This is a genomic window from Arthrobacter sp. 01N444 (genome assembly GCF_056399305.1).
This window is the reverse complement of sequence record NZ_JBFTRB010000008.1, coordinates 44908-70663: the sequence shown is the minus strand read 5'-3', so window position 1 is coordinate 70663 and position 25756 is coordinate 44908. Positions and strand designations below refer to the sequence as shown.

General features: G+C 65.2%; 21 protein-coding genes and 1 pseudogene. 12 read left to right on the top strand and 10 right to left on the bottom strand.

Annotation, left to right across the window (positions count from 1 at the left end):
• Nucleotides 1-25: 25 nt before the first annotated feature.
• From glf to AC1DKN_RS11510, 5 genes are all read left to right on the top strand, one after another.
• On the top strand, nt 26-1213 hold the full coding sequence (gene glf, locus AC1DKN_RS11530; RefSeq protein WP_223916143.1) for a UDP-galactopyranose mutase: 1188 nt from the start codon (nt 26-28) through the stop codon (nt 1211-1213).
• Nucleotides 1210-3207, top strand: coding sequence for a glycosyltransferase (locus AC1DKN_RS11525; RefSeq protein ID WP_476848793.1), 1998 nt, complete (start codon nt 1210-1212; stop codon nt 3205-3207). The genes glf and AC1DKN_RS11525 overlap by 4 nt, the downstream gene beginning before the upstream one ends.
• Nucleotide 3208: 1 nt before the next feature.
• Nucleotides 3209-4090 carry an ABC transporter permease gene (locus tag AC1DKN_RS11520; RefSeq protein ID WP_476848794.1) on the top strand — a complete coding sequence of 294 codons (882 nt, stop codon included), beginning with the start codon at nt 3209-3211 and terminating at the stop codon, nt 4088-4090.
• Nucleotides 4091-4816 carry an ABC transporter ATP-binding protein gene (locus AC1DKN_RS11515; protein ID WP_243181203.1) on the top strand — a complete coding sequence of 242 codons (726 nt, stop codon included), beginning with the start codon at nt 4091-4093 and terminating at the stop codon, nt 4814-4816.
• A gap of 130 nt (nt 4817-4946) precedes the next feature.
• Entirely contained in the window at nt 4947-7109 is a 2163-nt protein-coding gene (locus AC1DKN_RS11510) for an acyltransferase family protein (RefSeq protein WP_476871322.1), read from the top strand.
• 129 nt (nt 7110-7238) lie between these two features.
• Here the strand turns inward: AC1DKN_RS11510 and AC1DKN_RS11505 are convergent, their stop codons facing one another.
• The 7 genes from AC1DKN_RS11505 to AC1DKN_RS11475 form a co-directional block, all read right to left on the bottom strand.
• A complete protein-coding gene (locus tag AC1DKN_RS11505; protein WP_476871321.1) occupies nt 7239-9227 on the bottom strand; it encodes a DUF6541 family protein in 1989 nt (662 codons plus the stop codon).
• A 12-nt stretch (nt 9228-9239) separates the two neighbouring features.
• The gene (rfbA, locus tag AC1DKN_RS11500) at nt 9240-10103 is read right to left on the bottom strand and encodes a glucose-1-phosphate thymidylyltransferase RfbA (protein WP_476871320.1); all 864 of its coding nucleotides are present in this window, start codon (nt 10101-10103) and stop codon (nt 9240-9242) included.
• Between the two features lie 74 nt (nt 10104-10177).
• The gene (locus AC1DKN_RS11495) at nt 10178-11104 is read right to left on the bottom strand and encodes a glycosyltransferase (protein ID WP_476871319.1); all 927 of its coding nucleotides are present in this window, start codon (nt 11102-11104) and stop codon (nt 10178-10180) included.
• Nucleotides 11101-11988 (bottom strand): glycosyltransferase, encoded by an 888-nt coding sequence (locus tag AC1DKN_RS11490; RefSeq protein ID WP_476871318.1) that lies wholly within the window; start codon nt 11986-11988, stop codon nt 11101-11103. The genes AC1DKN_RS11495 and AC1DKN_RS11490 overlap by 4 nt, the downstream gene beginning before the upstream one ends.
• 9 nt (nt 11989-11997) lie before the next feature.
• Nucleotides 11998-12372: a DUF2304 domain-containing protein gene (locus tag AC1DKN_RS11485; RefSeq protein WP_043435190.1), complete on the bottom strand. Its 375-nt coding sequence runs from the start codon at nt 12370-12372 to the stop codon at nt 11998-12000.
• Nucleotides 12372-13124 carry a glycosyltransferase family 2 protein gene (locus AC1DKN_RS11480; protein ID WP_476871317.1) on the bottom strand — a complete coding sequence of 251 codons (753 nt, stop codon included), beginning with the start codon at nt 13122-13124 and terminating at the stop codon, nt 12372-12374. The genes AC1DKN_RS11485 and AC1DKN_RS11480 overlap by 1 nt, the downstream gene beginning before the upstream one ends.
• 123 nt (nt 13125-13247) lie before the next feature.
• Complete coding sequence (locus tag AC1DKN_RS11475) at nt 13248-14498, bottom strand: polysaccharide biosynthesis protein (RefSeq protein WP_476871316.1); 1251 nt, start codon at nt 14496-14498, stop codon at nt 13248-13250.
• A 95-nt stretch (nt 14499-14593) separates the two neighbouring features.
• Here AC1DKN_RS11475 and AC1DKN_RS11470 point away from each other — a divergent pair, with 95 nt between their 5' ends.
• The 3 genes from AC1DKN_RS11470 to AC1DKN_RS11460 are packed head-to-tail and all read left to right on the top strand — an operon-like array spanning nt 14594 to nt 17792.
• Nucleotides 14594-15349 (top strand): glycosyltransferase, encoded by a 756-nt coding sequence (locus AC1DKN_RS11470; RefSeq protein ID WP_476871315.1) that lies wholly within the window; start codon nt 14594-14596, stop codon nt 15347-15349.
• Nucleotides 15350-15380: 31 nt separating this feature from the next.
• Nucleotides 15381-16379, top strand: coding sequence for a dTDP-glucose 4,6-dehydratase (rfbB, locus tag AC1DKN_RS11465; RefSeq protein ID WP_476871314.1), 999 nt, complete (start codon nt 15381-15383; stop codon nt 16377-16379).
• A gap of 3 nt (nt 16380-16382) precedes the next feature.
• Nucleotides 16383-17792, top strand: coding sequence for a sugar nucleotide-binding protein (locus AC1DKN_RS11460; protein ID WP_476871313.1), 1410 nt, complete (start codon nt 16383-16385; stop codon nt 17790-17792).
• A 105-nt stretch (nt 17793-17897) separates the two neighbouring features.
• Here AC1DKN_RS11460 and AC1DKN_RS11455 read toward each other — a convergent pair whose 3' ends face one another.
• Nucleotides 17898-20417: a lysozyme gene (locus AC1DKN_RS11455; RefSeq protein WP_476871312.1), complete on the bottom strand. Its 2520-nt coding sequence runs from the start codon at nt 20415-20417 to the stop codon at nt 17898-17900.
• 291 nt (nt 20418-20708) lie between these two features.
• On the opposite strand from AC1DKN_RS11455, the pseudogene AC1DKN_RS11450 reads away from it, so the two are divergent.
• The 3 genes and pseudogenes from AC1DKN_RS11450 to AC1DKN_RS11440 form a co-directional block, all read left to right on the top strand.
• A pseudogene (locus AC1DKN_RS11450) lies at nt 20709-21593 on the top strand (CpaF family protein); the annotation flags it as partial.
• 38 nt (nt 21594-21631) lie between these two features.
• Complete coding sequence (locus tag AC1DKN_RS11445; RefSeq protein ID WP_476871311.1) at nt 21632-23140, top strand: recombinase family protein; 1509 nt, start codon at nt 21632-21634, stop codon at nt 23138-23140.
• Between the two features lie 43 nt (nt 23141-23183).
• Entirely contained in the window at nt 23184-23378 is a 195-nt protein-coding gene (locus tag AC1DKN_RS11440) for a hypothetical protein (protein WP_476871310.1), read from the top strand.
• Here the strand turns inward: AC1DKN_RS11440 and AC1DKN_RS11435 are convergent.
• Nucleotides 23375-23959, bottom strand: a complete 585-nt coding sequence (locus AC1DKN_RS11435; RefSeq protein ID WP_476871309.1) for a recombinase family protein — start codon at nt 23957-23959, stop codon at nt 23375-23377. The two genes, AC1DKN_RS11440 and AC1DKN_RS11435, sit on opposite strands and share 4 nt — an antisense overlap.
• Before the next feature lie 177 nt (nt 23960-24136).
• Between AC1DKN_RS11435 and AC1DKN_RS11430 the strand changes: the two genes are divergently transcribed.
• Nucleotides 24137-24862, top strand: coding sequence for a DUF4145 domain-containing protein (locus tag AC1DKN_RS11430; RefSeq protein WP_476871308.1), 726 nt, complete (start codon nt 24137-24139; stop codon nt 24860-24862).
• A 239-nt stretch (nt 24863-25101) separates the two neighbouring features.
• Here AC1DKN_RS11430 and AC1DKN_RS11425 read toward each other — a convergent pair whose 3' ends face one another.
• Entirely contained in the window at nt 25102-25542 is a 441-nt protein-coding gene (locus tag AC1DKN_RS11425) for a hypothetical protein (RefSeq protein WP_476871307.1), read from the bottom strand.
• Nucleotides 25543-25756 lie beyond the last annotated feature (214 nt).

The following is a 25756-nucleotide window of genomic DNA, read 5'->3' as shown; positions in this document are numbered from 1 at the left end:
GCCCGCATTCGAACCAGGAGAGTTTGTGACCGCTGACCTCGTCATCGTAGGGTCGGGCTTTTTCGGCCTGACAATCGCAGAACAGGCCGCCACTGAGCTGGGCTTGAAGGTAGTCGTCATCGACCGCCGGCACCACATTGGCGGCAACGCCTACAGCGAAAAGGAAGAGCAGACCGGCATTGAGGTGCACCGCTACGGTGCCCACCTCTTCCATACGTCCAACGACCGCGTGTGGGAGTACGTAAACCGCTTCACGACGTTCACGAACTACGTCCACAAGGTCTACGGCGTGCACAAGGGCGAGGTCTACTCCCTGCCCATCAACCTGGCCACGATCAACCAGTTCTTCCGGGCCAACCTCACCCCCGGGCAGGCCCAGGAACTGATCAAGGAGCAGGCCGGCGAACTGGCCGGCACCGATCCGCAGAACCTGAACGACAAGGGCATCCAGCTGATCGGCCGCCCGCTCTACGAGGCGTTCATCAAGCACTACACCGGCAAGCAGTGGCAGACGGATCCGAAGGACCTGCCCGCGGGCATCATCTCCCGCCTTCCGGTGCGCTACAACTACGACAACCGGTACTTCAACGACAAGTACGAGGGCCTTCCGACCAACGGCTACACGGCCTGGATCGAGAAGATGGCCGAACACCCCAACATCGAGGTGCGGCTCAACACGGACTTCTTCGATGAGTCCCACGAGTACAGCAAGGGCAAGGTGGTCGGCAACATCCCGGTCGTCTACACCGGACCTGTTGACCGCTACTTCGACTACGCCGAAGGCGATCTGTCCTGGCGCACCATCGACTTCGAAGAAGAAGTGCTCGACGTCGGGGACTTCCAGGGCACGTCGGTAGTGAACTACAACGACGAAGACGTTGCGTACACCCGCATTATCGAGCCGCGCCACTTCCACCCGGAGCGCGACTACCAGACGGAGAAGACGGTCGTTATGCGCGAGTTCTCCCGTGCCGCGGAGAAGGGCGACGAGCCCTACTACCCGATCAACACGCCCACGGACCGCGACCGGCTCCTGAAGTACCGCGACCTGGCCGCGGCCGAGCAGGATGTCCTCTTCGGCGGCCGCCTCGGTACCTATAAGTACCTGGACATGCACATGGCGATCGGCTCGGCCCTGACCATGTTCGACAACAAGATCCGCCCGCACTTCGAAGGCGGCGCAAAGATTGAAAGCGGAGGAGTGGACGCATGAGCGCCGCAACCGACACCCAGGTAGATTCCGCCCAGCAGTGGGACACCCTGCAGCGGGTCATCCTGCCCAACGCCAGCCAGATGGACACGGTTCCCCTGTACATGGACATGGGTACCGCGACCGGCATCCAGCTTCCTACGGTCGGCAGCGGCGACGGCAAGAAGGCCCGGGCACAGTCCTTCAGCAGCTCCACCAAGGAAGCCCACGTTGAAGACTTCCTGTCCCGCAGCTCCACCAAGGTCCGTTCGGGGGAGCGGGTATCGTTCGGCAGCTACTTCAACGCCTTCCCGGCGAGCTACTGGCGGCGCTGGACGTCGGTGGACAAGGTCCGCCTTCAGGTCCGCACCCAGGGCGCCGGATCCGTCATCGTCTACAAGTCCAACGCCCGCGGATCCCTGCAGCGCGTCGACACGCGGCGCGTCGAGGGTTCGGCGGAGAACACCTTTGAGCTGTCCCTTGCGCCCTTCGGCGACGGCGGCTGGTACTGGTTCGACCTCGTGGCGGGCTCCGAACCGCTTGTCATGGTCGACGCCGAATGGCAGGGCCCCGCTGTTGAGAGCACGCCCGGGTCTGTCACTCTGCAGATCACGACGCTGAACAAGACGGACTTCTGCCTCAACAATCTTCGGCTGCTGGCCGAGAACCCCGATGCCCTCAAGCATGTCCAGGAGATCCTGCTGGTTGACCAGGGCACGCAGAAGGTCGAGGACGCGGACGGCTTCGCCGAAGTCCGTGAATCTCTTGGCGGCAAGCTGCGGATCATCAACCAGTCGAACCTCGGCGGCTCCGGCGGCTTTGCCCGGGGCATGTTCGAGGCCGTCGAAAACGGCAGTGACTACGTCCTGCTCATGGACGACGACATCGTGGTTGAGCCTGAAAGCATCATCCGCCTGCTCACGTTCGCGGACCGCTGCAAGACGCCGACGATCGTCGGCGGCCACATGTTCGACCTCTACAACCGGACGGTTCTCCACACGTTCGGCGAGGTTGTCAACCCCTACCGCTTCCAGCCATCATTGCCGAGCGAGGACATGGTCCTTGGGCATGATTTCCTGTCCTCGAACCTGCGCCAGACCTCCTGGCTGCATCGCCGCTGCGATGTGGACTACAACGGCTGGTGGATGTGTCTGATCCCGACCTCGGTTATCCGGGAAATCGGCCTCTCCCTTCCGCTCTTCATCAAGTGGGACGACTCGGAATACGGGCTGCGCGCCAAGGCGCACGGCTTCCCAACAGTTTCCCTGCCGGGTTCGGCCGTATGGCATGTGTCCTGGATCGACAAAGACGATCTCGTGGGCTGGCAGGCCTACTTCCACGCCCGCAACCGGATCGTGGCGGCGCTGCTCCACAGCCCCTACGAGCACGGCGGCCGCGTGGTGCGCGAATCGCAGTATGCGGACATCAAGCACCTCGTGTCGATGCAGTACGCGACCGCGCACGGCCGTGGCTGGGCGCTTGAGGATGTTCTCAAGGGCCCGACCGACCTGCCGGACCTGCTGCCCTCGAAGCTGCCCGAGATCCGGAAGATGATGGCCGGCTACTCGGACTCGATTTTCCAGGCCGACGCGGACGATTTCCCGACGCCCAAGATGGACAAGCCGCCGCGCCGCGGGCACGGCGTGTCGCAGCCGTCCAGGGTCACCCTCCTTCCCTGGGCTGCCAAGACTGTCGCACGCCAGTTGTTCCGACCGGTCACCAAGACGAGTGCGGAACGTCCGCAGACCAACATTGCGCACCAGGACAACCGCTGGTGGCGGATCGCGCAGTTCGACAGCGCCATCGTCTCCAACGCTGAAGGAACCGGCGCTTCCTGGTACAAGCGGGACCCCAAGCGCGTGCGGGAAATGCTCACCGAGAGCAGCCGCCTGCACGCTGCCCTGCTCAAGGACTGGCAGTCGCTGAGCAAGCAGTACAAGGCGGCGATGCCGGAACTTACGTCCCTGGATTCCTGGAAGAAAATCTTCGAAGAACACACCCAGAGCGAAGTGAAATAGCGTGACAACCACGATTTCCGGGGAATTGACCCGCCCGGGTCTCGGTGGTGGATTTCGGGATCTTCGCCAGTCCAGTTTTCTGCTGAAACTGCTGGTCCGCAAGGAACTGAAAGTCCGCTACCGCGGCTCCGTTCTGGGTCTCCTTTGGTCCTATGTGAAGCCCGCTGTGCAGTTTCTCGTGTTCTATGTGGCACTGGGCGTCTTCCTGGGCCTGGAACGCAGTGCACGGAACCCGGACGGCCTCTCGAACTATGCCGTGTATCTCTTCTCCGGAATCGTGCTGATCAACTTCTTCTCCGAAGCCCTCGGGAACTCCGCGCGATCGATCGTGAACAACGGCAACCTGATTAAGAAGATCTATCTTCCCCGGGAACTGTTTCCGGTGGCGTCGGTCTGGGTATCGGCCGTGCATTTCTTCCCCCAACTCGTTGTCCTGGTAATCGGATGCGTCGTCGCCGGGTGGCACCCGGACGCGTTCCAGCTCCTGGCGGCGGTAGGCGGATTCGCCATTGTGGGCTTCCTGGCCACCGGGCTCGGGCTGTTGTTCGGGGCCGCCAACGTGTATTTCCGTGATTCGGAAAACCTCGTTGACATGCTCCTGATGGTGGCGACCTGGGCATCGCCCGTCATGTACTCCTGGACCATGGTGGAATCAAAGCTGGGACCCGGGCTTTTCGCCCTCTACCAGGCAAACCCCATCACGGTCGGCGTCGAGTTGTTCCACTATGCCTTCTGGTACCCCACAACTGACGGTTCTGCCGCGATGCCGCCGAACCTGTTCAGCCTGTGGCTGCCGGTCGGCATGATCATTTCGCTGGTGGTCCTGGCACTGGGACAGCTAACTTTCCGGCGGCTTGAAGGCCGCTTTGCCCAGGAGCTCTAGATGGCAAACGCGATTGAAGTTTCCAATGTCAGCAAGGAGTTCGTGCTCCGCCACACGCGTTCCATCAAAGAGGCGGTTGTCTGGCTCGTGAAGGGCCGCAAGGGGGATCTTTCCAAGAAGTTCCACGCCCTGAAGGACGTCTCCCTGATGGTGGAAACGGGGGAGACCGTGGCGCTGCTCGGCCTCAACGGCTCCGGCAAGTCCACGCTGCTCAAGCACATCTCCGGCGTGATGCTCCCGGATTCCGGCAGTGTCTATACACGCGGCCGCGTGGCCGGGCTGATCGAGGTCGGGGCGGGTTTCCATCCTGACCTGTCCGGCCGCGACAACGTTTACCTCAATGGAGCGATCCTGGGGATGACAGAAAAGCAAATCAACGAACGCTTCGACGCGATCATCGAATTCTCCGAGATCGGCGAATTCATCGACACGGAAGTCAAGTTCTATTCGTCCGGCATGTACCTGCGCCTGGCGTTTTCCGTGGCAGTCCACACCGACCCCGAGGTCTTCCTGATCGACGAAATCCTCGCCGTCGGAGATGAGCCGTTCCAGCGCAAGTGCATAGCCAAGATTCAGGAACTGGCCCAGCAGGGCAAGACTCTGGTGGTTGTCAGCCACGACCTTGACCTGGTGTCGCGGATCTGTTCCCGGGGTGTCTATCTCGAGCATGGCAACGTATTATTCGACGGACCTATTCATGAGGCCGTTGCCCGCCTCCGGGCCTAGGCAGTGCCGCAGCCGGTAACGGCAGCGCATCTGTTGGGACCATGTCCACTGGACATGGTCCCAACAGGTTCCAGGCAAGCGCACACAGCGCAAAATACCGATGACGTTGTTTGAAAACCGAAAGAGAACTGTGACCTCTGTGCCGTCGGCGGCTGTCCTGACCCAGCCCCAGGGCTCCCCCGAGCGGGCCAGGGCCGCCAGCAACACGGGCACTTCCAGGGCGGGAAGGAACGGCCGGCGACTGGACATCCAGGGGCTGCGCACCCTGGCCGTGGGCATGGTGATCATCTATCACGTCTGGCCCGGCATTCTCCCCGGCGGTTTTGTCGGGGTCGACGTCTTTTTCGTCATCTCCGGCTTCCTGATCGTGGGATCGCTCGTCCAGGAACTGGCGCGTACCGGACACATCCGGCTCTCTACCTTCTACGCGAAACGGATCAGGCGCCTGCTGCCGGCTGCCACCACGGTTCTGCTGGCGACCATGCTGGGCGCCGTGGTCCTGCTGCCGCAGAACCGCTGGCAATCCATTTCCCTGGACGTCATCATGTCCGCCCTGCAAGTGCAGAACTGGAACCAGGCCTTCAGCGTGGACAGTTACGCCGCGGCGACCGCCCTGGTGTCCCCGGTGCAGCACTTCTGGTCCCTGGCCGTGGAAGAGCAGTTCTACCTGATCATTCCCGTCATCCTGCTGGCGGGAGTGGCCGTCACCGTGAAACGGCGCCTCCGGATCGAAACCGTCTCCTTATGGATCCTGGCGGTGGTGTCACTGGCGTCGTTCGTCCACAGCGTCGCCTTCTCGTCCTCCCAGCACGACATGGCCTACTTTGCGACCACCACGCGGATCTGGGAGCTGGGCGCCGGGGGCATCGGCGCCCTGCTGATTCCCAAATTGCGCCTGGGCCCGGTGCGGGCCTGGCTTTCGGGCTGGATCGGCCTGGGCGTGATCGTCTATTCCGCGATGGCACTCTCCGTTGCGATGGACTTCCCGGGCAGCATCGCCCTCCTGCCCGTCGCGGGGACATTGCTGCTGCTCACCGCCGGTTCACCGGCGGCCCTGCCGGCCACTCCGGGCAGCCCTGCCGGTTACTCGGCAAGCCGGGTCCTCAGCCTGCGGCCAGTGACCTACATCGGCGATCTCTCATATTCCCTCTACCTGTGGCATTGGCCCGTCGTCGTGATCTACGTCTTCCACCTCGGGCGGGCTCCGGGCGTCATCCAGGGAACCGCCATGGTGGCCATCAGCCTGGCCCTGGCGGTCGCCTCCTACCACCTCGTCGAGCAGAAGTTCCGGCACGGAAGCCCAGCCGCCCAAGGATCGACGCCCGGACGGTGGGGATTGCTGCGCCGGAATGCCTTCGTCCTGGCAGCAGGACTGATCGTGGCGTCGACGGTGGCAGCGGCGGTGCCGTGGGGCGTCGTGGAAGCCAAGTCGCAGCAGCTGAACGCGGCCATGAACCTGCGCGACTATCCCGGCGCCACGGCATTTGATCCCGTCCGGCCCGCCGCCGTCCCCGACGGCGTGCCCGTCCGGCCCGATCCCGCCGTCGCCATGAAGGATGTGCCACTGACCTGGACGGAGACGTGCGGGAAGTTCAACCCGGCCGTCACCGGGGTTGACCAATGCGTTTTCGGCGCGCCGGAGGCCACCCAGACGGTGGTCGTCGTCGGGGACTCACACGCCGCGCAGTACGTGGATCCGCTCGTGATTGCCGGCGCAGACGGGGGCTGGAAGGTACAGGCCATGGTCCGGAACGGATGCCCCTTCACGGCAGCGCCGGCGGCCAATGGCACCACGGTGTACCGCAGTTGCTCGGAACAGAACAAGGCCACATTGCAGCGCATCCTGACGCTGCGTCCACAGTTGGTGGTGGTATCGGGAATGGCGCCGGCCGGCTACCGCGAAGCCCTCAACTGGACGTGGGCCAGCCCGGAAGAACTCGTCAACGGCTATGTCCAGCTCCTGAAGCCGCTCCGGGAAGCCGGGATCCGCGTGGCCGTCGTGCCCGACACGCCGTATCCGGAATTTTCGGCACCGGACTGCGTCCAGGCCAATGGACCAGGCTCGCCCGCGTGCCAGTTCAGCGCATCCGACGCCGGCACCGCCGCAGACCCCCTGCAGCTGGCCGGAGCACGCGTGCCCGGCGTCGAGGTTCTGGATATGTCCGCCTATTTTTGCCGGCAGGGGATCTGCCCGGCCGTGATCGGCAACGTGCTCGTGTACCGGGACAACCACATGACCAACACCTTTGCCAAGACGCTGGCACCGGCACTGGCCCGGCAACTCAGTTTCTAGGCAGCGGCCGCGGAGGTGCCCCTGGAGCCTGCCCCGCGGGCCAGGGACCGGCGCAGCCTGCGGGCAGGCTGCGGGCAAGGTGCCGCTGCAGGCTGCGGAACCTGCCCCGCAGCCTGCAGCACGCCGGGTTCAGTTCCCGCAGGCCGTGACCTTGTAGAGCTTCGCCTCGCCCTGGCTGTCAATGAGCTGCACGCCGGGGTTCGCTGCGAGATTCCGCAGCCCGGCGGGAGTGTGGTCTCCGCCGTGGACTTCGACCGGGCCGAAGTCCAGGATGTAGTAGGCATTCGCCGCGCGGACTGCCTGGCAGACGCTGGCGTCCGTCGTCACGTTGCCCATCGAATCGTAGATCCGCTTCACATCCGGAGAGACGTAGCTCATGACATGCAGCTGGGCCGACTTCCGCTCGCCCAGCGCGTAGGACAGCGCCGCACCGGTGTAGGGATTATCGATCAGCAGGGCATTTTCGGGGACAGTCTGGGGCAGGCGCTTCATGAGCTGGAGCTCGTCGGTGGAGACCAGCGGCGAATCGGCGGCGAGCCTGTAGTTCCTCGAGCCCTGCTCAACCTCCAGCTCCAGGCCGCCCTGCTGTCCCAGGGCGATGGCGGCCAGCACGACGGCGGCGATGCCTACGCTCCGGTAGGCCGCGGTTCCGGCGCGCCCCCAGCGCGGAGAGCCGTCAAGGGCCACCGCGAGGGCCTTGGACCGGCCGCGCACCGTCAGGATGCGGCGCCCTGCCCAGTCAATGCCGACGGCGACCAGCAGGACCGCAACCAGCGGCAGCAAGGCGGCAATCCGGTAGCTGTCGTTGTACCAGACGCCGGTGAGGAAGTCCCGGGTTTCCGACCTGGTGAAGCCGGAGACCACAACGAACAGATAGGTGAACAAGGCGAAGACGGCGGCGATCCACACGCGCTGCCAGCGGTCCTGGAAGCACGCCCAGAGGCCGAGGAATACCAGCGGGGCCACGAGCCAGGCCAGTGCCAGGCCATCGGGGGAGATGGTGACGGCTTCGCCGATGGCCTTCGGAATGCTCTGGTAAGGGCCCCAGAACGAAGCCTCCAAGGGCGGGCGCAGATTGGTCCACAGCAGGTCGAACGCGACGGCGTACCCGGCGACCGGCAACGCCAGCCTCAAGACGTACGAGCGGGCGCGGGCCTGCTTCCGCCGAAGGGCAGCCGCTGAGCGCCACACCAGCGTCACCACCATGGGCAGTGTCCACGTCAGCCAGGCCATGAACGTCGTGGGATGGGCGACGATCAGGCCGGTGAGCGCCAGCAGCAGGGCAAGTATCGAGGCGAGATCGCGGCGGACAAGTCCGGGCGTCAACCCGGCACACGCCGCCGCCAGGGCGACGCTGGAGGGCAACACGCTAATGGCCAGCAGGTTCGGATACAGGACCCCAAAGTCCATCATGAGCAGCGGGAAGGCACCCAGCGACGCCGCCGCAATGCCTGCGGCGACCAGCGCGGCCGGGCGTCCCCCCACCACGGACCGCGCCAACAGAAGACATCCCAACGGCCAGAACACGGCCGCAAGGACGATGGTGGTGATATTGACGGCGAGCGGGACGCTCGCGCCCGTTGCCATGGCGACGAGGGTGGCTACAGCGTTCCAGCCGGCCGGGTAGGCGCCGCCGCCGGTCATCGCACCCAGGGTCAACGACGATGCCTGGCCGGTATCCAGGGCAAACCTGACCGAATTCAGGTGGAAGACGGCGTCATACGTCTGGGAAATGGCCTGAGGGCTGCCGATGAGATGGACGGTGTGGACGGCGAGGAGCCCGCCGGCGATGACGGCTCCGGCCAGCGCCGCGAGGTCGCCGCGGACGTCCGGCACCCTCAACGGATTCAGGCCGGTTGCGGCCGGGCCGGAGGGACGGAACCGCGCCGCCCACAAACCGGGCAGGGACAGAGCCACCGCCACCACGGCCACGGGGAGCAGCCCGAACCGCACCTTCAGGAACGGGGCCAACGTGGAGGTGATGACCACAACACCCACGGTCAGTGCGGGGGCAAGCGCCAAGGCGCTGAATCCCCTGAATCGCAGGGCAACGGAGATGATCAGCCCGGGCAGGACCAGGACAGCGCAGGCGATCAGGACCTGCGGTAAGACAGACATCCACATGAAGGATTACGGCTCCAGGAGTCCGAGGAGGTAGGCACCGTACCCGCTCTTGACCAGCGGCTCGGCGCGCTGGCGGAGTTCATCGTCGTTCAGGAAGCCCTGGCGCCAGGCGATCTCCTCCGGGGCGCCGATCTTCAGGCCCTGCCGGTTCTCGACCGTCCGGATGAAGTTCGACGCGTCGTTGAGGTCATCGAAGGTTCCGGTGTCCAGCCAGGCCGTGCCGCGGGGCAGGATTTCGACGCGGAGCTTGCCCATCTCGAGGTAGGTCCGGTTGACGTCGGTGATTTCCAGCTCGCCGCGGGGCGAGGGCTTCAGGTCCTTGGCGATCCCGACGACGTCGTTGTCGTAGAAGTACAGTCCGGGCACGGCGTAGTGGGACTTGGGCCGCTCCGGCTTTTCCTCCAGCGAGACGGCCTGGCCGGCGTCATCGAATTCCACGACACCGTAGGCCTTGGGGTTCTTGACCCAGTAGCCGAAAACAGCACCGCCGTCGATGTCTTCATGCTTGCGCAGCTGGGTTCCCATCCCCTGGCCGTAGAAGATGTTGTCACCCAGCACCAGGGCAACAGTCTCGTTGCCGATGTGCTCTTCGCCGAGGATAAAGGCCTGGGCCAGTCCGTCGGGGGAGGCCTGCTGGACGTAGCTGAGGTTGATGCCGAACTGCGAACCGTCGCCGAGGAGGCGCTTGAACTGCTCGGCGTCATGCGGGGTGGTGATGATCAGGATGTCCCGGATGCCGGCCAGGATCAGCGTCGACAGTGGGTAGTAAATCATCGGCTTGTCGTATACCGGGACGAGCTGCTTGCTGATGCCGTGGGTGATGGGATGGAGACGAGAGCCGGTCCCGCCGGCAAGAATTATTCCGCGCATGGTATACATCCTCTCCTACGGGTCTGCACTCGGCCAAACCCGTGAGGCCCTGCTGGCCCGCGTGCCCGGTGGTGTCAGGCCGAATGACGGCGCCCGGTGCGACCGCGGAGGCCGTCGGCCGTGCCGCGGAGTGCCGAGCCGAGCCGGGCGGTGCGGCCGGGCGCCAACAGGGTCACGATCAGCAGATGCCGCAGATCGCCCCACATCCCGCCAGCCACCCAGGCGGGATACCGGACCGCATACCGGCGGCCCGTGACCAGGCGGTTCCTGAAGATGTAGTAGTAGCGCCAGGTCGCGGCGGTGCGCACCTGCAGCGGGCGGCCGCCCGACGGGACGGGCCGGCCAAACACCTTGGCCTCCACCATCGTTCCCAGGGAGTGGTCGAACTCCGCCGCCGCGAGGACGGTGGGCAGGCCCGCGGCGAGTGCGCGGTAGTAGTACTCGGTGTCGACCAGGTCGATGAAGAGCTCTTCCCAGAACCCGCCAAGGACGTCGAGCGTGCCGGCCGGGATCAGGAGGCCCGACTGGATCGGCTCCCGGCCCAGGGCGACGCCGTTCCGGGTCCCGGCGCGCAGCACCGGGTTTCCGTGGATCCTGGATGGGGAGATGAGGCCGGGCTCGACGCCGGCGCCCCGGGCGTCCGCGGCGGCACGGCGCAGCGCCTGCACATAACCCGCGGGCAGCAGGGAGTCCTGGTCCACGGTCAGGATGTAGTCCGGGTTGCCGTGCCGGCGTGCCGTGCGGATGCCGGCGTTTAAGGCGGCGCCGATGCCGGCGTTCTCCGGGAGGCGCACGACTTCGGCGCCGGCCGCGGCCAGCGCGGCGAAGATCGGCTCGAAGCCGGGGCCGCCGCCGTCGTCAACCACCACGACGGCGTCCACCTGCTCCCGCAGCGATTCGACGTTGCCGATCAGGGCCGCCGTCGGCCGGAACGCGGTGACGACGCCGGTGACGCCCGTGGCAGGGACGGGGGACTCGCCGCTCACGTGGGGTTCGCTCACTTTCCGAAGGAATGCCGCAGGAGGATGCCGAGCGTCCCGGAGGCACTTTGCCGGAGCGTGCCGGCGAGGATCAGGAGTGCGTGTGCCCGGGACGTGAGCCGCAGCCTGGCGGCGCGGGCCGCCTTGCGCCAGCCCTTCGCCGTGCACAGCGCCGCGGCCAGGTCGAAGAAGTCGCGCTCACCGACGAACCGGGACCCGTCGACGAGTTTCGCGGACGACGCGCTGTGAGTGTGCCGGCGGTATTCGAAGCAGATATCCGGGACGATCAGCAGCTCGGCCCCGCCAAGCACCATGTCCATGATGAGGGCGAGATCCTGGATGACGGGGAAACCGTCACGGAAGTCGTAGTCCCGGATGCGGTCGCGGCGGAAGGCCAGGGAGGGCCAGTAGAGCCAGTCGCCGTGCAGGAGGCTGACCGCCAGCCGCTCGCCGCCCACGAGCCGGGACCCGGTACCGCGCGGTTTGACCAGCCGCTGCTTGACGATGTCCACCAGGGGAACGGAGGGTTTGCCGTCCTCGTCGATGATCTGGACGCCGGGCTGGATAATCCAGGCGTCGGGGAATTCGGCGTGGGCGCGCAGCACGACGTCCACGAAGTTCGGCAGCAGAAGGTCGTCGCATCCCATGACCACCAGGACGTCCTGGCTGGCCAGCGAGACGCAGGTCCTGAAGTTCTCGGTGATGCCCTCGTTCTTGTCCTTGCGGATATACGTGATCCGGGGATCGTCCGCGGCCTCGACGTAGCGTCTGACGTCGTCGCCCGGGTACGCGTCGTCAACCACCGTCAGGCGCCAGTCCGGGCTGGTCTGGGCCAGGACGCTGTCCACGGCCAGTTTCATGTAGTTAACGTCGCCCCAATAGGGGATAAAGATGTCCAGTGCCACCGGGGCCTCCTACTTCGTCGTCGGCGTCGCCGGAGCGTCGCCGTCCCGGGAGGACATGTCCTCGACCATGGTCCGGAGTATGGCCACTTCCTCCGCGAGGGTGCGGGTCTCGTCCTCGACCACGGACAGCTCCCAGGACAAGTGCAGGCAGACACCGAGCAGCAGCAGGATGCTGATGATGAACAGCAGATTGGACGGCAGCTGGACGCCGACGCGTTCGGCCACGATCGTCAGCAGGCTCGGAAACGCGGCCAGAACCAGCGTGCCGATGCCCACGAAGAGCCAGAGTGCTGCGTATTTCTCGCGAAGCTTCTTTCGGCGCAGCATCTCGAAGACGACGCCTACGATCGCCAGGGCAAGGAAAAAGGCGGGCCAGTTGCCCATTAGACGGCTCCTTTGGCGGCCAGTGCGGGGTCGGAAATGGTGGACCGCTTGCGGGTCAGCGCGAACATGAGGGCGAAGACGGACCGGCCGAGGTAGACGGCGGACTTGACGGGGTTGTGACTGGGAGTCCCGCCTTGGCGCGGGCGCATTTCCACCGGGACCTGGGTCACCCGGCAGCCGGAGCGGATCGCCACCACCAGGGAGTCGATGGTGTCACCCAGATACTCCGCAGGGTAGTGGTCCAGGTACTGGTTGATGGCGCGCCCGTTCGCGGCCCGGAAGCCGCTGGTCACATCCGTGAGCCGGGTCTTGGCCAGTCCTGAGATGACCTTGGCGAGGAGCTGCATGGCCCACTTGCGGGGTCCGCTGACCGAATAGTCGCCGCGGTCGGCAAAGCGGGCACCGATGGAGATGTCCGCGTGCTCCAGGCCTGCAAGGACCTCGTGGATATTGCGGGGATCGTGCTGTCCGTCGGCGTCCACCTGGATCACGCGCTGGTAACCGAGGCGCTGGGCGTACTTAAAACCGGCCCTCATGGCACCGCCGACCCCCAGGTTGAACGGCAGCGTCAGGACGGTGGCGCCAGCGTTTTTCGCGACCGTCGCGGTGGCATCCGCAGAGCCATCATTGACCACCAGGACATCGTAGGGCCGGCCGACGCTGAGCACTTCCCGGACGGTATTCCCCACGGACTCGGCTTCGTTCCACGCCGGCATTATGACCAGCACACGGGTCGAGTCAAGAATTTTCATAGTTCTCCAATATATCAACGGCCCGGAGGCGGCTGACGGAGTGGGCGGCGTCCGGCTCGGGATTCGTGATCACCCGGGGGAATGCGGTGTTGACGGCGGCGACCGGCCGCGGGCATCTGGCGATCACGCTGCTGATCCTACCTTCCGGCCCCGGCCGCGGGCGCCCGCTGGCAGGATCCGGAGGGAAGGGCGCAGCAGGCCCAGGAACAGGAGGGCCTCGCTCACTGCCATGCCCAGGGCGATGCCGGGGACGTTGGCCGCCAGCCCGGCCGCCACCATGAGCAGCACGCCGACGACGGCGGAAACCGCGGTCCACATCAGCACCGACTTCTGGCGCTGGGCGGGGATCAGCACATTCCGGATTAGGGGCGTCGATGAGGAGATGAAGAAGAAGGACACCCCGTAGAACAGGCAGGTCAGGGTGTCCGCGCGGACAGCTTCGCCGAACATCACGCCGGAGACCCACGGGCCGAACAGTGTGAGGAAGATCCCGCCCGCGAGCCCCAGGGCCGCGTGGGCAGCCATGGCCGCGAAGTGGCGGCGGCGCGGGTCGGCGGCATCGTGCTCCAGGGTCCAGCCCTGGAACGTGTTGCCGAGCGCCACGATCGTGAAGAGCCCCAGGCGGTAGATAGCGTCCGCCGAGGCGAAACCGGCCGTGGCAGCGGCCGACGGCACCGTAGCGGTGGCGATCGGAACCGGGGACGAGCCGTAGGCGCTTCCCGTGAAGTTGATGCCGGCTGTACCCGCGGTGGGCACGATCTCCCGCACGACGTTCCGCGGGCTCCGGGGCAGCCAGGTCCGGGGTTCGCCGAACCGGCGGTGGAATGCGATCAAAGCCACGAGCGTCGTAAGGAGCGAGACCAGCCCGTAGGTCCAGACTTGTCCGGTGAGCAGGATGACCGGGGCGCTGATGGTGGCCGCGAAGAAGCGGGGGAGAGTGTCGTAGACGGCGAGGATCCGGGGCTGGCCGGTGCCGATGCCGTACCACGCGGGCGAGAAACCGGTCAGCGCCGTGGCCCAGGCCATGGTGATGGCATCGAGGCGGAAACCCTCCCGGGCCACGAGCGCGACGATCACGCTCATGACGGGCAGCACGACGACCGCGAGCAGGATCCGCGAACGGACGCTCCTGGAATAAAGTGCCGCCCGCAGCGGGAAGGCGCCGGCACGGGCAATCTCGACCGGGCCGGAGATGTTCCAGCTCCAGAGAATGATGGTCGACGCAAAGATGCCAATGGCCTGGCCGGAGGTGATGCTGGACCAGCCGGCGGCCCCCACGACGCGCGAAACGACCGGGAGGAGCAGGAACGGCAGGACCAGCGCCAGCAGGGGCAACAGGGTGAAGCCTGCAAGCCTGAACAGAACGGGTCTCATGCGGTACGGTCCTCGTGCTGGGGGGCTTGACCTAACGATGATACGCGATTGCCCCGCACCGGCCCCTGGCCCGGGAGTCGCCTAGAGTGGTTCGCATGAACGACGAGAATGGCCCCGATGTGCCGAAGATCAGGGCCAGCGTGTGCATGGCCACCTACAAGGGTGCGGCCTTTGTCGGGGAGCAGATAGCGTCCATCCTCGCCGAGTTGGGTCCCGACGACGAGCTCGTCGTGGTCGATGATGCGTCCCCCGACGAGACTGCCGCAATCGTGGAGGGGATCGTTGATCCGCGGATCAGGCTCGTCCGCTCGCCTGTCAACCGGGGGTACGTGCGCAGCTTCGAGGAAGCGATCCGGCTGAGCCGGGGCGAGTACGTGTTCCTGTCAGACCAGGACGATGTCTGGATTCCGGGCCGGCTGGAGCTGATGCTCGCTGCCTTGTCCGGTTCTATGGTGGTCGCCAGCAATTTCGACATGCTGGGCGGCGGAAACCGGCCCTGGATTCCGCGGCTGAAGTCCGCGGACTCGCGGCGGCACGTGGCAAACTTGTTCGCCATCCTGATCGGGTACCGGGCGTACTACGGCTGCGGCATGGCCTTCCGCCGGGAGGCTGACCGCTACTTCACCCCGATTCCCGCTTACGTTCGGGAATCACACGATCTCTGGCTGGCCATCTGCGGCAATGTCGCCGGATCGATAACCCACCTTGACGAGTCGACCATTTACCGCCGGATCCACGAATCGAACCAGACGCCTGCCGGCCTGCGGTCACTGCCCAAGATCGTCGCGGCCCGCGTGATGCTGGTCCGGCTTATGGTCGAAGCCCTTCGGAGGATCCGCCGGCGGGTCTGAGCCGGCGACGGCCTTTCGGTAAGCTGGCCTAATGCAGAAACTCCTCGTCACCGGCGGCGCCGGATTCATCGGCTCCAATTTCGTCCACTACGTACTGGAGAACACCGACCACCACGTCACGGTCCTCGACAAGCTCACCTACGCGGGCAATGTGGAGTCGCTGGCGGGCCTGCCTGCAGACCGCTTCACGCTGGTGCAGGGCGACATCTGCGACGCCGCTGTGGTTGAGCGCCTGGTTGCCGGGGCCGATGTGGTGGTCCACTACGCCGCGGAATCCCACAACGACAACTCTCTGCACGATCCGCGCCCGTTCCTGGACACCAACATCATCGGGACCTACACCCTGATCGAGGCCGCGCGGAAGCACAACAAGCGCTTCCACCACATCTCCACCGACGAGGTCTACGGCGACCTCGAGCTCGACGACCCGGAGCGGTTCACCGAGAGCACGCCCTACAACCCCTCCAGCCCGTATTCCTCCACCAAGGCGGGCTCGGACCTGCTGGTCCGCGCCTGGGTGCGGTCCTTCGGCCTGCAGGCGACCATCAGCAACTGCTCGAACAACTACGGCCCGTACCAGCACGTGGAGAAGTTCATCCCGCGCCAGATCACCAACGTGATCGACGGCATCCGTCCCAAGCTGTACGGCAAGGGCGAGAACGTCCGCGACTGGATCCACGCCAATGACCACTCGTCCGCTGTCCTGGCGATTATCGCCAAGGGCCGGATCGGGGAGACCTACCTGATCGGCGCCGACGGCGAGAAGAACAACAAGGACGTCGTCGAACTGATCCTCAAGCACATGGGCCAGGCACCGGACGCATACGAGCATGTGGTGGACCGGCCCGGCCACGACATGCGGTACGCCATTGACTCCTCCAAGCTGCGCGAGGAACTCGGCTGGGAGCCGCAGTTCTCCAACTTCGAGGCCGGCATCGAAGACACCATCGCCTGGTACCGGAACAACGAGGACTGGTGGCGGCCGCAGAAGGCCACCACCGAAGCCAAGTACAAGGAACAGGGCCAGTAGATAATGTCGATCGAGTTCTCGAAGAAGCTCACAGCGCACGAAACCCCGATTCCCGGCGTCGTCCTCTACGACCTTCCGGTCCACGGTGACAACCGGGGCTGGTTCAAGGAGAACTGGCAGCGGGAAAAGATGGTGGCGCTTGGCCTGCCCGACTTCCGTCCGGTGCAGAACAACATCTCGTTCAACGAATCCGCCGGCACCACGCGCGGCATCCATGCCGAGCCGTGGGACAAGTTCATCTCCGTGGCCACCGGCAGGATTTTCGGCGCCTGGGTGGACCTGCGCGAAGGCCCGACCTTCGGCGCCGTGTTCACCGCCGAGATGGACCCCAGCCAGGCCATCTTCATTCCCCGCGGGGTGGGGAACGCCTTCCAGACGCTGGAGGACAACACCGCCTACACGTACCTCGTCAACGACCACTGGTCCGCCGACGCCCAGGGCCAGTACACGTTCCTGAACCTCGCCGACGAGACCGCGGCCATCAGCTGGCCGGTGCCGCTGGGCCAGGCCGAGCTTTCGGACAAGGACAAGGCGCACCCGCGCCTGGCGGACGTCACGCCGATGCCGCCGAAGAAGGTCCTCGTGGTCGGCGCCAACGGCCAGCTCGGCAAGGCGCTGCGCCGGCAGTACGACGGAGACCCGTCCGTTGAGTTTGCCGGTCGGGACGATTTTGACCTCGGCAGCGAGGACGCCTTCGCCGGACGGAACTGGAAGAACTACTCCACGATCATCAACGCCGCGGCCTACACCGCCGTGGATGCCGCCGAGTCGGCCGAGGGCCGCGCGGCCGCCTGGGCAGTCAACGTCACGGCCGTGGCGCGGCTGGCCCGCACCGCCGTCGAACACGACCTCACCCTGGTGCACGTGTCCTCGGACTATGTCTTCGACGGCACGCGCGCCACGCACGACGAATCGGAGCCGGTGGCGCCGCTGGGCGTCTACGGCCAGACCAAAGCCGCGGGCGACGCCGTCGTCAGTGTGGTGCCCCGGCACTACCTTGTGCGCACCAGCTGGGTGATCGGTGAGGGCAACAACTTTGTCCGCACCATGGCCTCGCTGGCCGAGCGCGGCATCGAACCGTCGGTGGTTGATGACCAGATCGGGCGGCTGAGCTTCACCGAAGACATCGCCGCCGGCATCCGGCACCTGCTGGAATCGGGCGCCGAATACGGCGTCTACAACCTCAGCAACGACGGCGAGCAACAGTCCTGGGCGGACATCGCCGCGGACGTCTACGAGCTCTCCGGCAAGCCGCGGGAGGCCGTGACCGGTGTGAGCACCGAGGCGTACTTCAAGGGCAAGGCCGTCTCGCCGCGGCCGCTGAACAGCGCCCTCAACCTGGACAAAATCAAGGCGACCGGGTTCACCGTTCCTTCCGCGGCGGAGCGGCTGAGCGACTACCTCGGTTCCTGATTTAACGGTCCGTAACGGTCAGCCCCAGGCACCACAACGCAGACCGGCCCCCGCATGTGCGGGGGCCGGTCTGCGTTGTGCGTGGTCCGGCGTCAGCCAAGGCCGCTAATAGGTGAGCGTTTGGCACCCCAGCAGGGAATTGTTCAGGCTCAGCATCGAGACCGCGACGCCGTAGGCGCACACCCGGTACTGGCCGCGCTGGGTGATGGGGACCGATGACGTGAAGCCGTGGTTTCCGACCGTGTCGAGAGCCCGGTTGACGTCCGGGCGCTTCTGGTCGGCCATGAAGGCGTACCCCTTCCGGATCCCGTCAGGCGAGGTCACGTAGACGTGGTCCGGGATTGATGAGGCCGGGAAGGACGGATCCAGGGTCCAGCCGGATGCCTTGATGGAGGCTTTGCCGCTGGTGACCTGGATCGAGGCCGCATCCAGGTAACCCATGGTGGCGGGGGTCGGGGCCGCGCTGATGGACTTGCAGGCCAGCAGGGTGTTGCCGGCCGTGACCGGGGCGATGCCGATGGCATAGGCGCACACGGTGTACTTCCCGGCACCAGTCAGCGGGACCGAGACCTGGAAACCGTGGTCACCGACCGTCTGCAGCGCGGCGTTGACGTCCGGACGCGGGCGGTTCGCGGTGAAGGCGTAGCCGGGATTGGTTCCGTTGGGCGACTGGACGTAAACGTGCACGGGCACGCTCTTGCCTGGCTGCACCGGATCCAGTGCCCATCCGCTCACCTGGAAGTTCGCGGCGTTGGGCGCCTGGGTGAGGGACACCGAATCGTAGGAGCCGAAGGGTGCGGGGTTGGCCTCGACGTTTGTGGTCTTGCAGGACAGCAGCACGTTGGCGTTGCGCCCGATCCCGTAGACGCACGCACGGTACGCTCCCGGAACGGTGGCTTTGACCTGGTAGTCGAAGCCATGGGCCAGCCCCAGGCCGGTCGCGTCCGCGACATCCTTCCGGGCGACGTTGGCCGTCATCCGGTACCCGGTGGTTTTCCCGGCCGGGTCGGTGACGTAGGCGTCGGCATAGCTGGAAGCCGAGGGGTTGGCGAGGTCGGCTGCCCAGCCCTTGAGCTGCAGCGTGACCTTGTCGGCCGTGCGGACCTGGCCGAAGCTGTCGAAGGACCCCGTCGGTGCCTCCACCCCGGTGGCCCGGAGCGACTTGCAGTCCAGGAGTGTGTTGCCGAAGGACCCGATGGCGTAGGCACAGACCTTGTAGGTGCCCGAAGCCGTGATCCGGACCGTGCCGTCGAAGCCGTGCAACGGACCGTAGCCGAGGGCCTGGTCAACATCGGGCCGGGGCTGGTTGGCCTGCCAGGCGTAGCCCTTGGTGGTCCCGGACGGATCAGTCACGTAAATGTGGGTCTGGATCGAGGACGATGTCCTGGCCAGGTCTGCCGACCAGCCCCGGGCGCGCAGGGAGACCGCGGCGCCGTCGCGGGTTACGGAGAGGTCGTCGAAGGACCCGGTGGGCAGCGGCGTCCCGGCGAAGCGCTGGAGTGAGGCATAGTCGCCGTTCCAGATATTGGAGTCACCCACGAACGGCCCGGTGCTGCTGTATTGCCACATGCTGAAAACGCTCCAGCTGGAGGGGACGGGCCCGGCGTTGTCCGTGGCGGAGAGCGGGTAGGACGCGACCCACAGCGGGTAGTCGCCGAAACCCGCCGCGTTGGCCGTGCACTGGTTCCACCACGACGTGTTGGTGTAGATGACGGGAAGGCGGCCCGTGAGGGCCCGCATGGTGTTCCCGAAGTCGCGCACCCAGGACGTCAGCTGCGAGGGGGACATGCCGTAGCAGGTGTTGCCGAAGTAGAAGCCGTTGATGGTGCGGCCGGCGTAGGGGTTGAATTCGAAGTCGAGGACCGGGGGCATGGTCCGGCCGTCGGCACTCCAGCCGCCGCCGTTCTGGACGAAGAAGCGTGCCTGGTCGGATCCCGAGGACCAGTTCGGGATCGCGAAGTGGTAGGCGCCCCGGATCATGCCGACGCTGCGGGCGCCGTCGTACTGGGCGCCGAAGGAATCATTGGTGAAGTAGTTGCCTTCGCTGGCCTTTACGTAGGCGAAGCGGGCCCCCATGTTCCACTGGCTTTGCCAGTTCACGCTGGTCTGGTGGCCGCTGACGTCCAGGCCTTTGACCCCGTACGACGGCGACCACGTGCCCTGCGTGGTGAGCGATTCAATGGCGGCGGACTCGGTGGTCGCCTTCAGAAGTGGTGACGGAGCGCTGACCCGGGCGGAGCGCTGGCCCATCTCGGCGCCACCGGGGCCGACCGCCGCGGCCATGGCCGCCCGGTCCTTGACGCCGCCCGGCGCCGCCGCGGACTGTGCGGCTGCCTGCGTTGCGGTCGGTGCCGGTGCCGGTGCCGGGGCCGCGGCCTGCGTTGGGGTCGGTGCCGGGGCGGCCGTGGCGGCCGGGCGGGCCGTTGCGGATGGCGCCGGCACGGTGCTCGTGACCGTCGGCGACGGACTGGCAGACGGCGTGGCAGACGCCTTGGGCGTGGCCGGCTGTTCGACGGCGGTTGCCGGCGACGGAACGCCGGTGATGGCCAGCAGGGTGGCGGCGAGGAGAATGGCCCCTGCCCGGCGGCATCGGTGGCTGGTGGGGGGATATAGGGTGCGCTTCATGTTCCGCTCCGGGGCAATGGCACGCTGTGGGAGCCGCGCCACACGGTCTCGCGCCCGAGGGGCTACGAAGAGAGCTGGCCGGGCTGAGAGAATGTCTGACTTAACGCGCTCACCCTAACATCGGCCGACATCTGAGACCAGTGATTCAAGTGTTACCAAAGTGAAAGTTGTCATGTTGAAACCAGGCGGTTATCCACATGCACCCACGGCACCCCTTGCCGGGCCGGTTGCCCGCCCTTAGTTTTAACCCCATCGCGCCGGCACAGGGGCGGCAGTCATATGGGGGTCCAGGTGGAGGCTGTACGCATTGTTGAGGACGAGGTCCGTGAGCTGATCCGCCGGCGGGGCCTTGACCCCCTGCGGGAGTCCGGCGAAGTCCGGCGCCTGGTCGAAGCGGCTGTCAGCGACTACGACGAACGGGCCCTCCTGGCGCCGCTGCCCCCGCTGGGCCCGTTGGAGTCGGCCCGGAGATTCGTCTTCGACGCTGTGGCGGGCTTTGGTGCGCTCCAGCCGCTCCTGGACGATCCGGGCATCGAGGAAATCTGGCTCAACGCGCCCAATGAAATCTATGTGGCGCGCAACGGCGAATCGGAACTGACCTCCGTTTCGCTGACGGACCAGCAGGTCCGGGACCTTGTGGAACGGATGTTGAAGAGCTCGGGCCGGCGCCTGGACATGTCCTCGCCGTTCGTGGATGCGGCGCTCCCGGACGGCTCCAGGCTGCACGTCGTGATCCCGGACGTCACCCGGCGTCACTGGGCCATCAATATCCGCAAGTTCGTCGTCAAAGCCAGCCGGCTCGAGCACCTGGTGGAGCTGGGAACGCTCACCCCGCAGGCGGCCAGGTTCCTCGGCGCGGCCGTCGCCAGCGGCCTCAACATCCTGGTCTCGGGCGCCACGCAGGCGGGCAAAACCACCATGCTCAACTGCCTCGCCGCCAGCATCGGCACCCGCGAACGGGTCATCACGGTGGAGGAAATCTTTGAACTGCAGCTGCCGCTCCGCGACGTCGTCGGTCTTCAGTGCCGTCAGCCGAACCTGGAGGGGCAGGGGGAGATTCCGCTGCGCCGCCTGGTCAAGGAGGCCCTGCGCATGCGGCCGGACCGGCTGGTGGTCGGGGAAGTCCGGGAGGCCGAGAGCCTGGACATGCTCATCGCTTTGAATTCCGGGCTTCCCGATAGACGTTCACACACAACCAGGATTAACATGCCGTCATGGAGAGCGTGGCCTTCATTTACTGCAGGATCAGCCAGGACCGCACGGGAGCAGAGCTCGGTGTGGCACGCCAGGAGGAAGACTGCCGCAAGCTGGCGGCAGAGCGAGGGCTCACCGTCGCGCGGGTGTTCGTTGACAATGACATCAGCGCGTACGCAGGAAAGAAGAGACCCGGCTACTCAGCGATGCTGGCCGCGCTCAGGCGCGGCGAAGCAACCGTAGTTCTGTTTTGGCATACAGACCGACTACATCGCAGCCCGACAGAGCTCGAAGAATACATTGCTATCTGCCGGGAATGTTCCGTCCAGAACTACGCAGTCAAAGGCGGAGAGGTTGATCTCAGCACTCCGGAAGGCATACTCCGAGCAGGCCTGCTCGGACAGGTAGCACGTTATGAATCCGCCCATAAGGCGGACCGTATTCGCCGTGCAATGGAGCAGAAAGCCATGAAGGGTGAATGGCTTGGGGGGCCCCGCCCGTTTGGCTGGCAGTTCGTGGACGGGGTTCCCGAGCCTCACCCCGTTGAAGCTGCAGTGGTCGCTGACGTCTGCAACGCCGTCCTAAAGGGCCAGAGCCTCGGCTCGATTGTTGCAGGGCTTAATGCATCCGGCGTTATGACGAGCGTCGGCAAGCCGTGGGGCCACGCTCAGCTTCGGCAGATGCTCTTGAGACCACGAAACGCCGGGCTGGCGGACTGGAAGGGCGAAATCGTGGGGCCTTCCACATTCCCCGCCCTCGTCTCTGAGGACGTCTGGAGGGCCGTGGTGTCCATACTCACGGACCCTCGGCGCCGGCGGTCCCAGTCCAACAAGGCACGGCACTTGTTGTCGGGCATCGCGCAGTGCCACTGTGGGGCGCTGGTGCGGTCCGCGAGCATTACTGGCCGCAGCGGTGAGAAGTACACGGTCTACCGATGCCCTGAGAAGGGCAGGGGTCATGTGGGCAAACGCATTTCCCTCGTTGACAGTGTCGTTGACCGGCATATGGTTGCCTACCGCATAATCGCGGCCCGGCATAGAAACGACGCCAACCCCACAGGGGAGACTGAGCAGTTGGAGACTGAGGCTGCTGCCCTGCGGGAGCGCTTGAATGAGATGGCGCTCCTAGCCGCCGACGGGAAAATAACGAATGGTCAGCTAGTCGCCTCAACTGCCCGCATAATGGCCAGGCTGCAGGAAAATGAGAGCCGCCAGGAGCTTCTGGCATTATCAGCGCACCTACCGCAGGAAAGCTACCAGTTCTCCCAACCAGACATGACGACTCCTGAGGCCATGGAGTGGTTCAACTGTTCCATTGACACCCGCCGCGACTTTGTAAGGCAGTTCTGCAATGTGATCCTGCTGCCGCATGGCAAAGGATCGCCACGGGTCTTCGACCCGGACACAGTTCAGGTGATTCTGAAAACCAAGTGGGACGCTAGGGGACCGCTCGCTAAGGAAGAAATTCCTGGACTTGTGGCCGCGTGGCGCGAAGCAGGGATAGCGGTAGCTGAGGGCGCGGGCCAATGAGACTGAGCCCTCGGCGTCTTTGAATAGGGCGGGAGGTGAAGAGATGACTCAAAGCAGTGATGATTTCGAGGTGTTGGTCGACATCCCCGGATTGACGCTGGTGCGCGTCGACGGAGGGATGCGGTTCGACGTGGTTCCTGGCTTCAGGTCTCGCGAGGATGCGATAGCGATCCTGAGCGAGTTTGGCGACGTGAATTGGCCGGATGAGGACGGCGGCTCTGTAGCCGCGTCTTCCTAGGCTCCGATCTGTTGGGTGATGCGGCGGTAGAGAGTTGCCCGCGACATTCCTAGGTCGCGCGCAACTTGGGCCGCTGGCTTACCGCCTTCGATCAGGCTCTTTGCGTTCTCGATCTGGCTGTCGGTGAACTGCGCTTTGCGGCCCCCGAGGTCCAACCCCTTCGCCCGACGCTTGCTCACGCTGTCGTTGATGCGCTCGCGTTTGATGGCAAGCTCCATCTCAGCCAGCCCCGCCATGACTGTGAACATCATCTGCCCCATCGGCGTGGCGGTATCGACGTTCCCGCCGCCTAGGTTCAGGACGCGGAGATTGATTCCCCGGTCCTTCAAATCGGTTGCGAGGTTCAGCATGTTTTGCGTAGACCGCCCCAAGCGGTCGAGCGTGGCGACTACGAGGGTGTCACCCTCCTGAAGCGCGGTAAGAGCCTGATCCAGCCCTGCGCGGGTGGCTCTGGCCCCGCTGACGCCACGGTCCGTGTACAGATCGTCGCGGCGGACACCCGCCGCGAGGATGTCTGTCTCCTGGCGGTCGGTGTCCTGCCCCTTCGTGGATACCCTGGCGTACCCGATTAGTTTCCCCATGATTTCCTCCCGAAAGTGTCTCGCAAGGGTGTTTGAATACAATCAAATTAACAGATACTTGTGAGACATGGTAGTGAGACAGTGTGGCCGTTTAATTTCCGTGGGACCACAGGTGTCTCATCGAGCTGTCTCGTAACCTATCCGTTGAGAGACAGCGGCGCATGCGAGAATGCGGTCATGCCCACTAATAACTCGTTTCCCATTCACGGCGAAGGCAGCTTCAACTGTCCGAGATGCGGCGCACTGGCCGCTCAAGAGTTCGGCGAGCTGTACGCGGAGACCGAACACGGACAAATGGGCGTAAGTGATCGTACTGCCGCCCCGGAAGGCCTCCCTTGGGCGCCAGACACGACTTGGTCTAGAAGTTTCTGCTTTGCTTGCAAGGAATCCTCTCTGTGGATAGGGCCGCAGCTAGTGTTTCCCGATCCCTCGTCGGCCACTGAACGCGAGGTTCCAGAGCGCAGCGAGGATCTTCCGACCCCGGCGGCAAAGCTCTACGACGAGGCTGTCGCGGTCTTGCCGCACTCCCGCCGCGCAGCAGCGGCGCTTTGCCGCGCCGCAATGGAGCAACTCGCCAAGCACCTGACCCCGGAGTTGCCCAATGGGGTCAAGCTGGATGGCCGTTTGGTGGCGCTGAGCAAGACGGTATCCACAGCCACACTTCAGGCGTTGAACATAGTCCGTCATGTGGGCAACACTGCTCTGCATGGCGAGAAGGACGGAGACGAGTCGGCGGTGATGTACCTCAACGAGGACGACAGCGCCATCGCTGAAGTCTTCTTCCTGGCCATTAATGCCTTGGCTGACGAAAAGATCACGCAACCCCGCCGCATTCAGAATCTTTACGAGACCTTGCCTGAGACCATACGGAACTCCTTCGAAGCAAAGACTGCCGCACAGTAGCCGCCGAGCGGCCCCACAGGGCCCTGTGCGTTAACTGCGGGCTGTTCGCGGCGCTAAGTACCGAAGCGCGCCCTTAGCCTCTTAGAGGGGCGCCCAGGCCTTCACCGAGGGTGGGGGTGACCCCCATCGGCCCCGCCTGCGCGCCCGGCGGTGATAGCGGCTGCGTTTCTGTACGGGTTTGGAAGTGAGTGAATAGGAAGGGCGGGAGGTCTCGCCTCCCGCCCGTTAGCTCCAGTCGGTCAGTTCCTGTCGGGGTCTTCCAAGCGTCCGACGTTACCCCGGCTACGCTTGTGCTCTTCCCACAATTCCGCTCCCGACTTGCTCGGTGCGTAGTAGTTAGCGCGGAGTTCGGGGGACTGGTCCCATTCGGCTTCGGAAATACCTTCGCGGAGAGCCTGCTGCTTCGCAGTTCTCAGTGCTTCGGCCATTTCCTGACCCGGCGTAGGCTTAGTCTCCAGGTCCTTCTTGCGGTGCCAGGCGTTGTGGTACCTCAGCGCTTCACCATAGGCAAGATTTCCGGCCCGCTTCGCGTTGTCTTCAGACCGGAAGAAGGCCCCGTTGCCGTCGCCAAGCGCAGGGACGTGATACAGGCCGTCGCCGCGGAGGCGTGGCGAGTAGTCCTCCCTCCTAGGTTCCGAGGGTTCGGGTCCCCAGCTGGAGGCGTATTCGTCAGTTGCCATTCGGACTTCCTTTCGTTGTTAGTTGTTGCTCATTTCCGCCGTCGGGAGGCCCCAAGCCTCTCGACGGAAGTTTCCTAGTCAAGAACTGCGCTGGTGTTTGCAGATGTGGGCCTTGTTCTCCAGTGACTTGGGGCGGCGGGGAGCCCGTGGTTGCCCGCCCACAGAAGCAAAGGAAACGTGGTTGTGCACAGGTAGTCATCCGTCCAAAACGCCG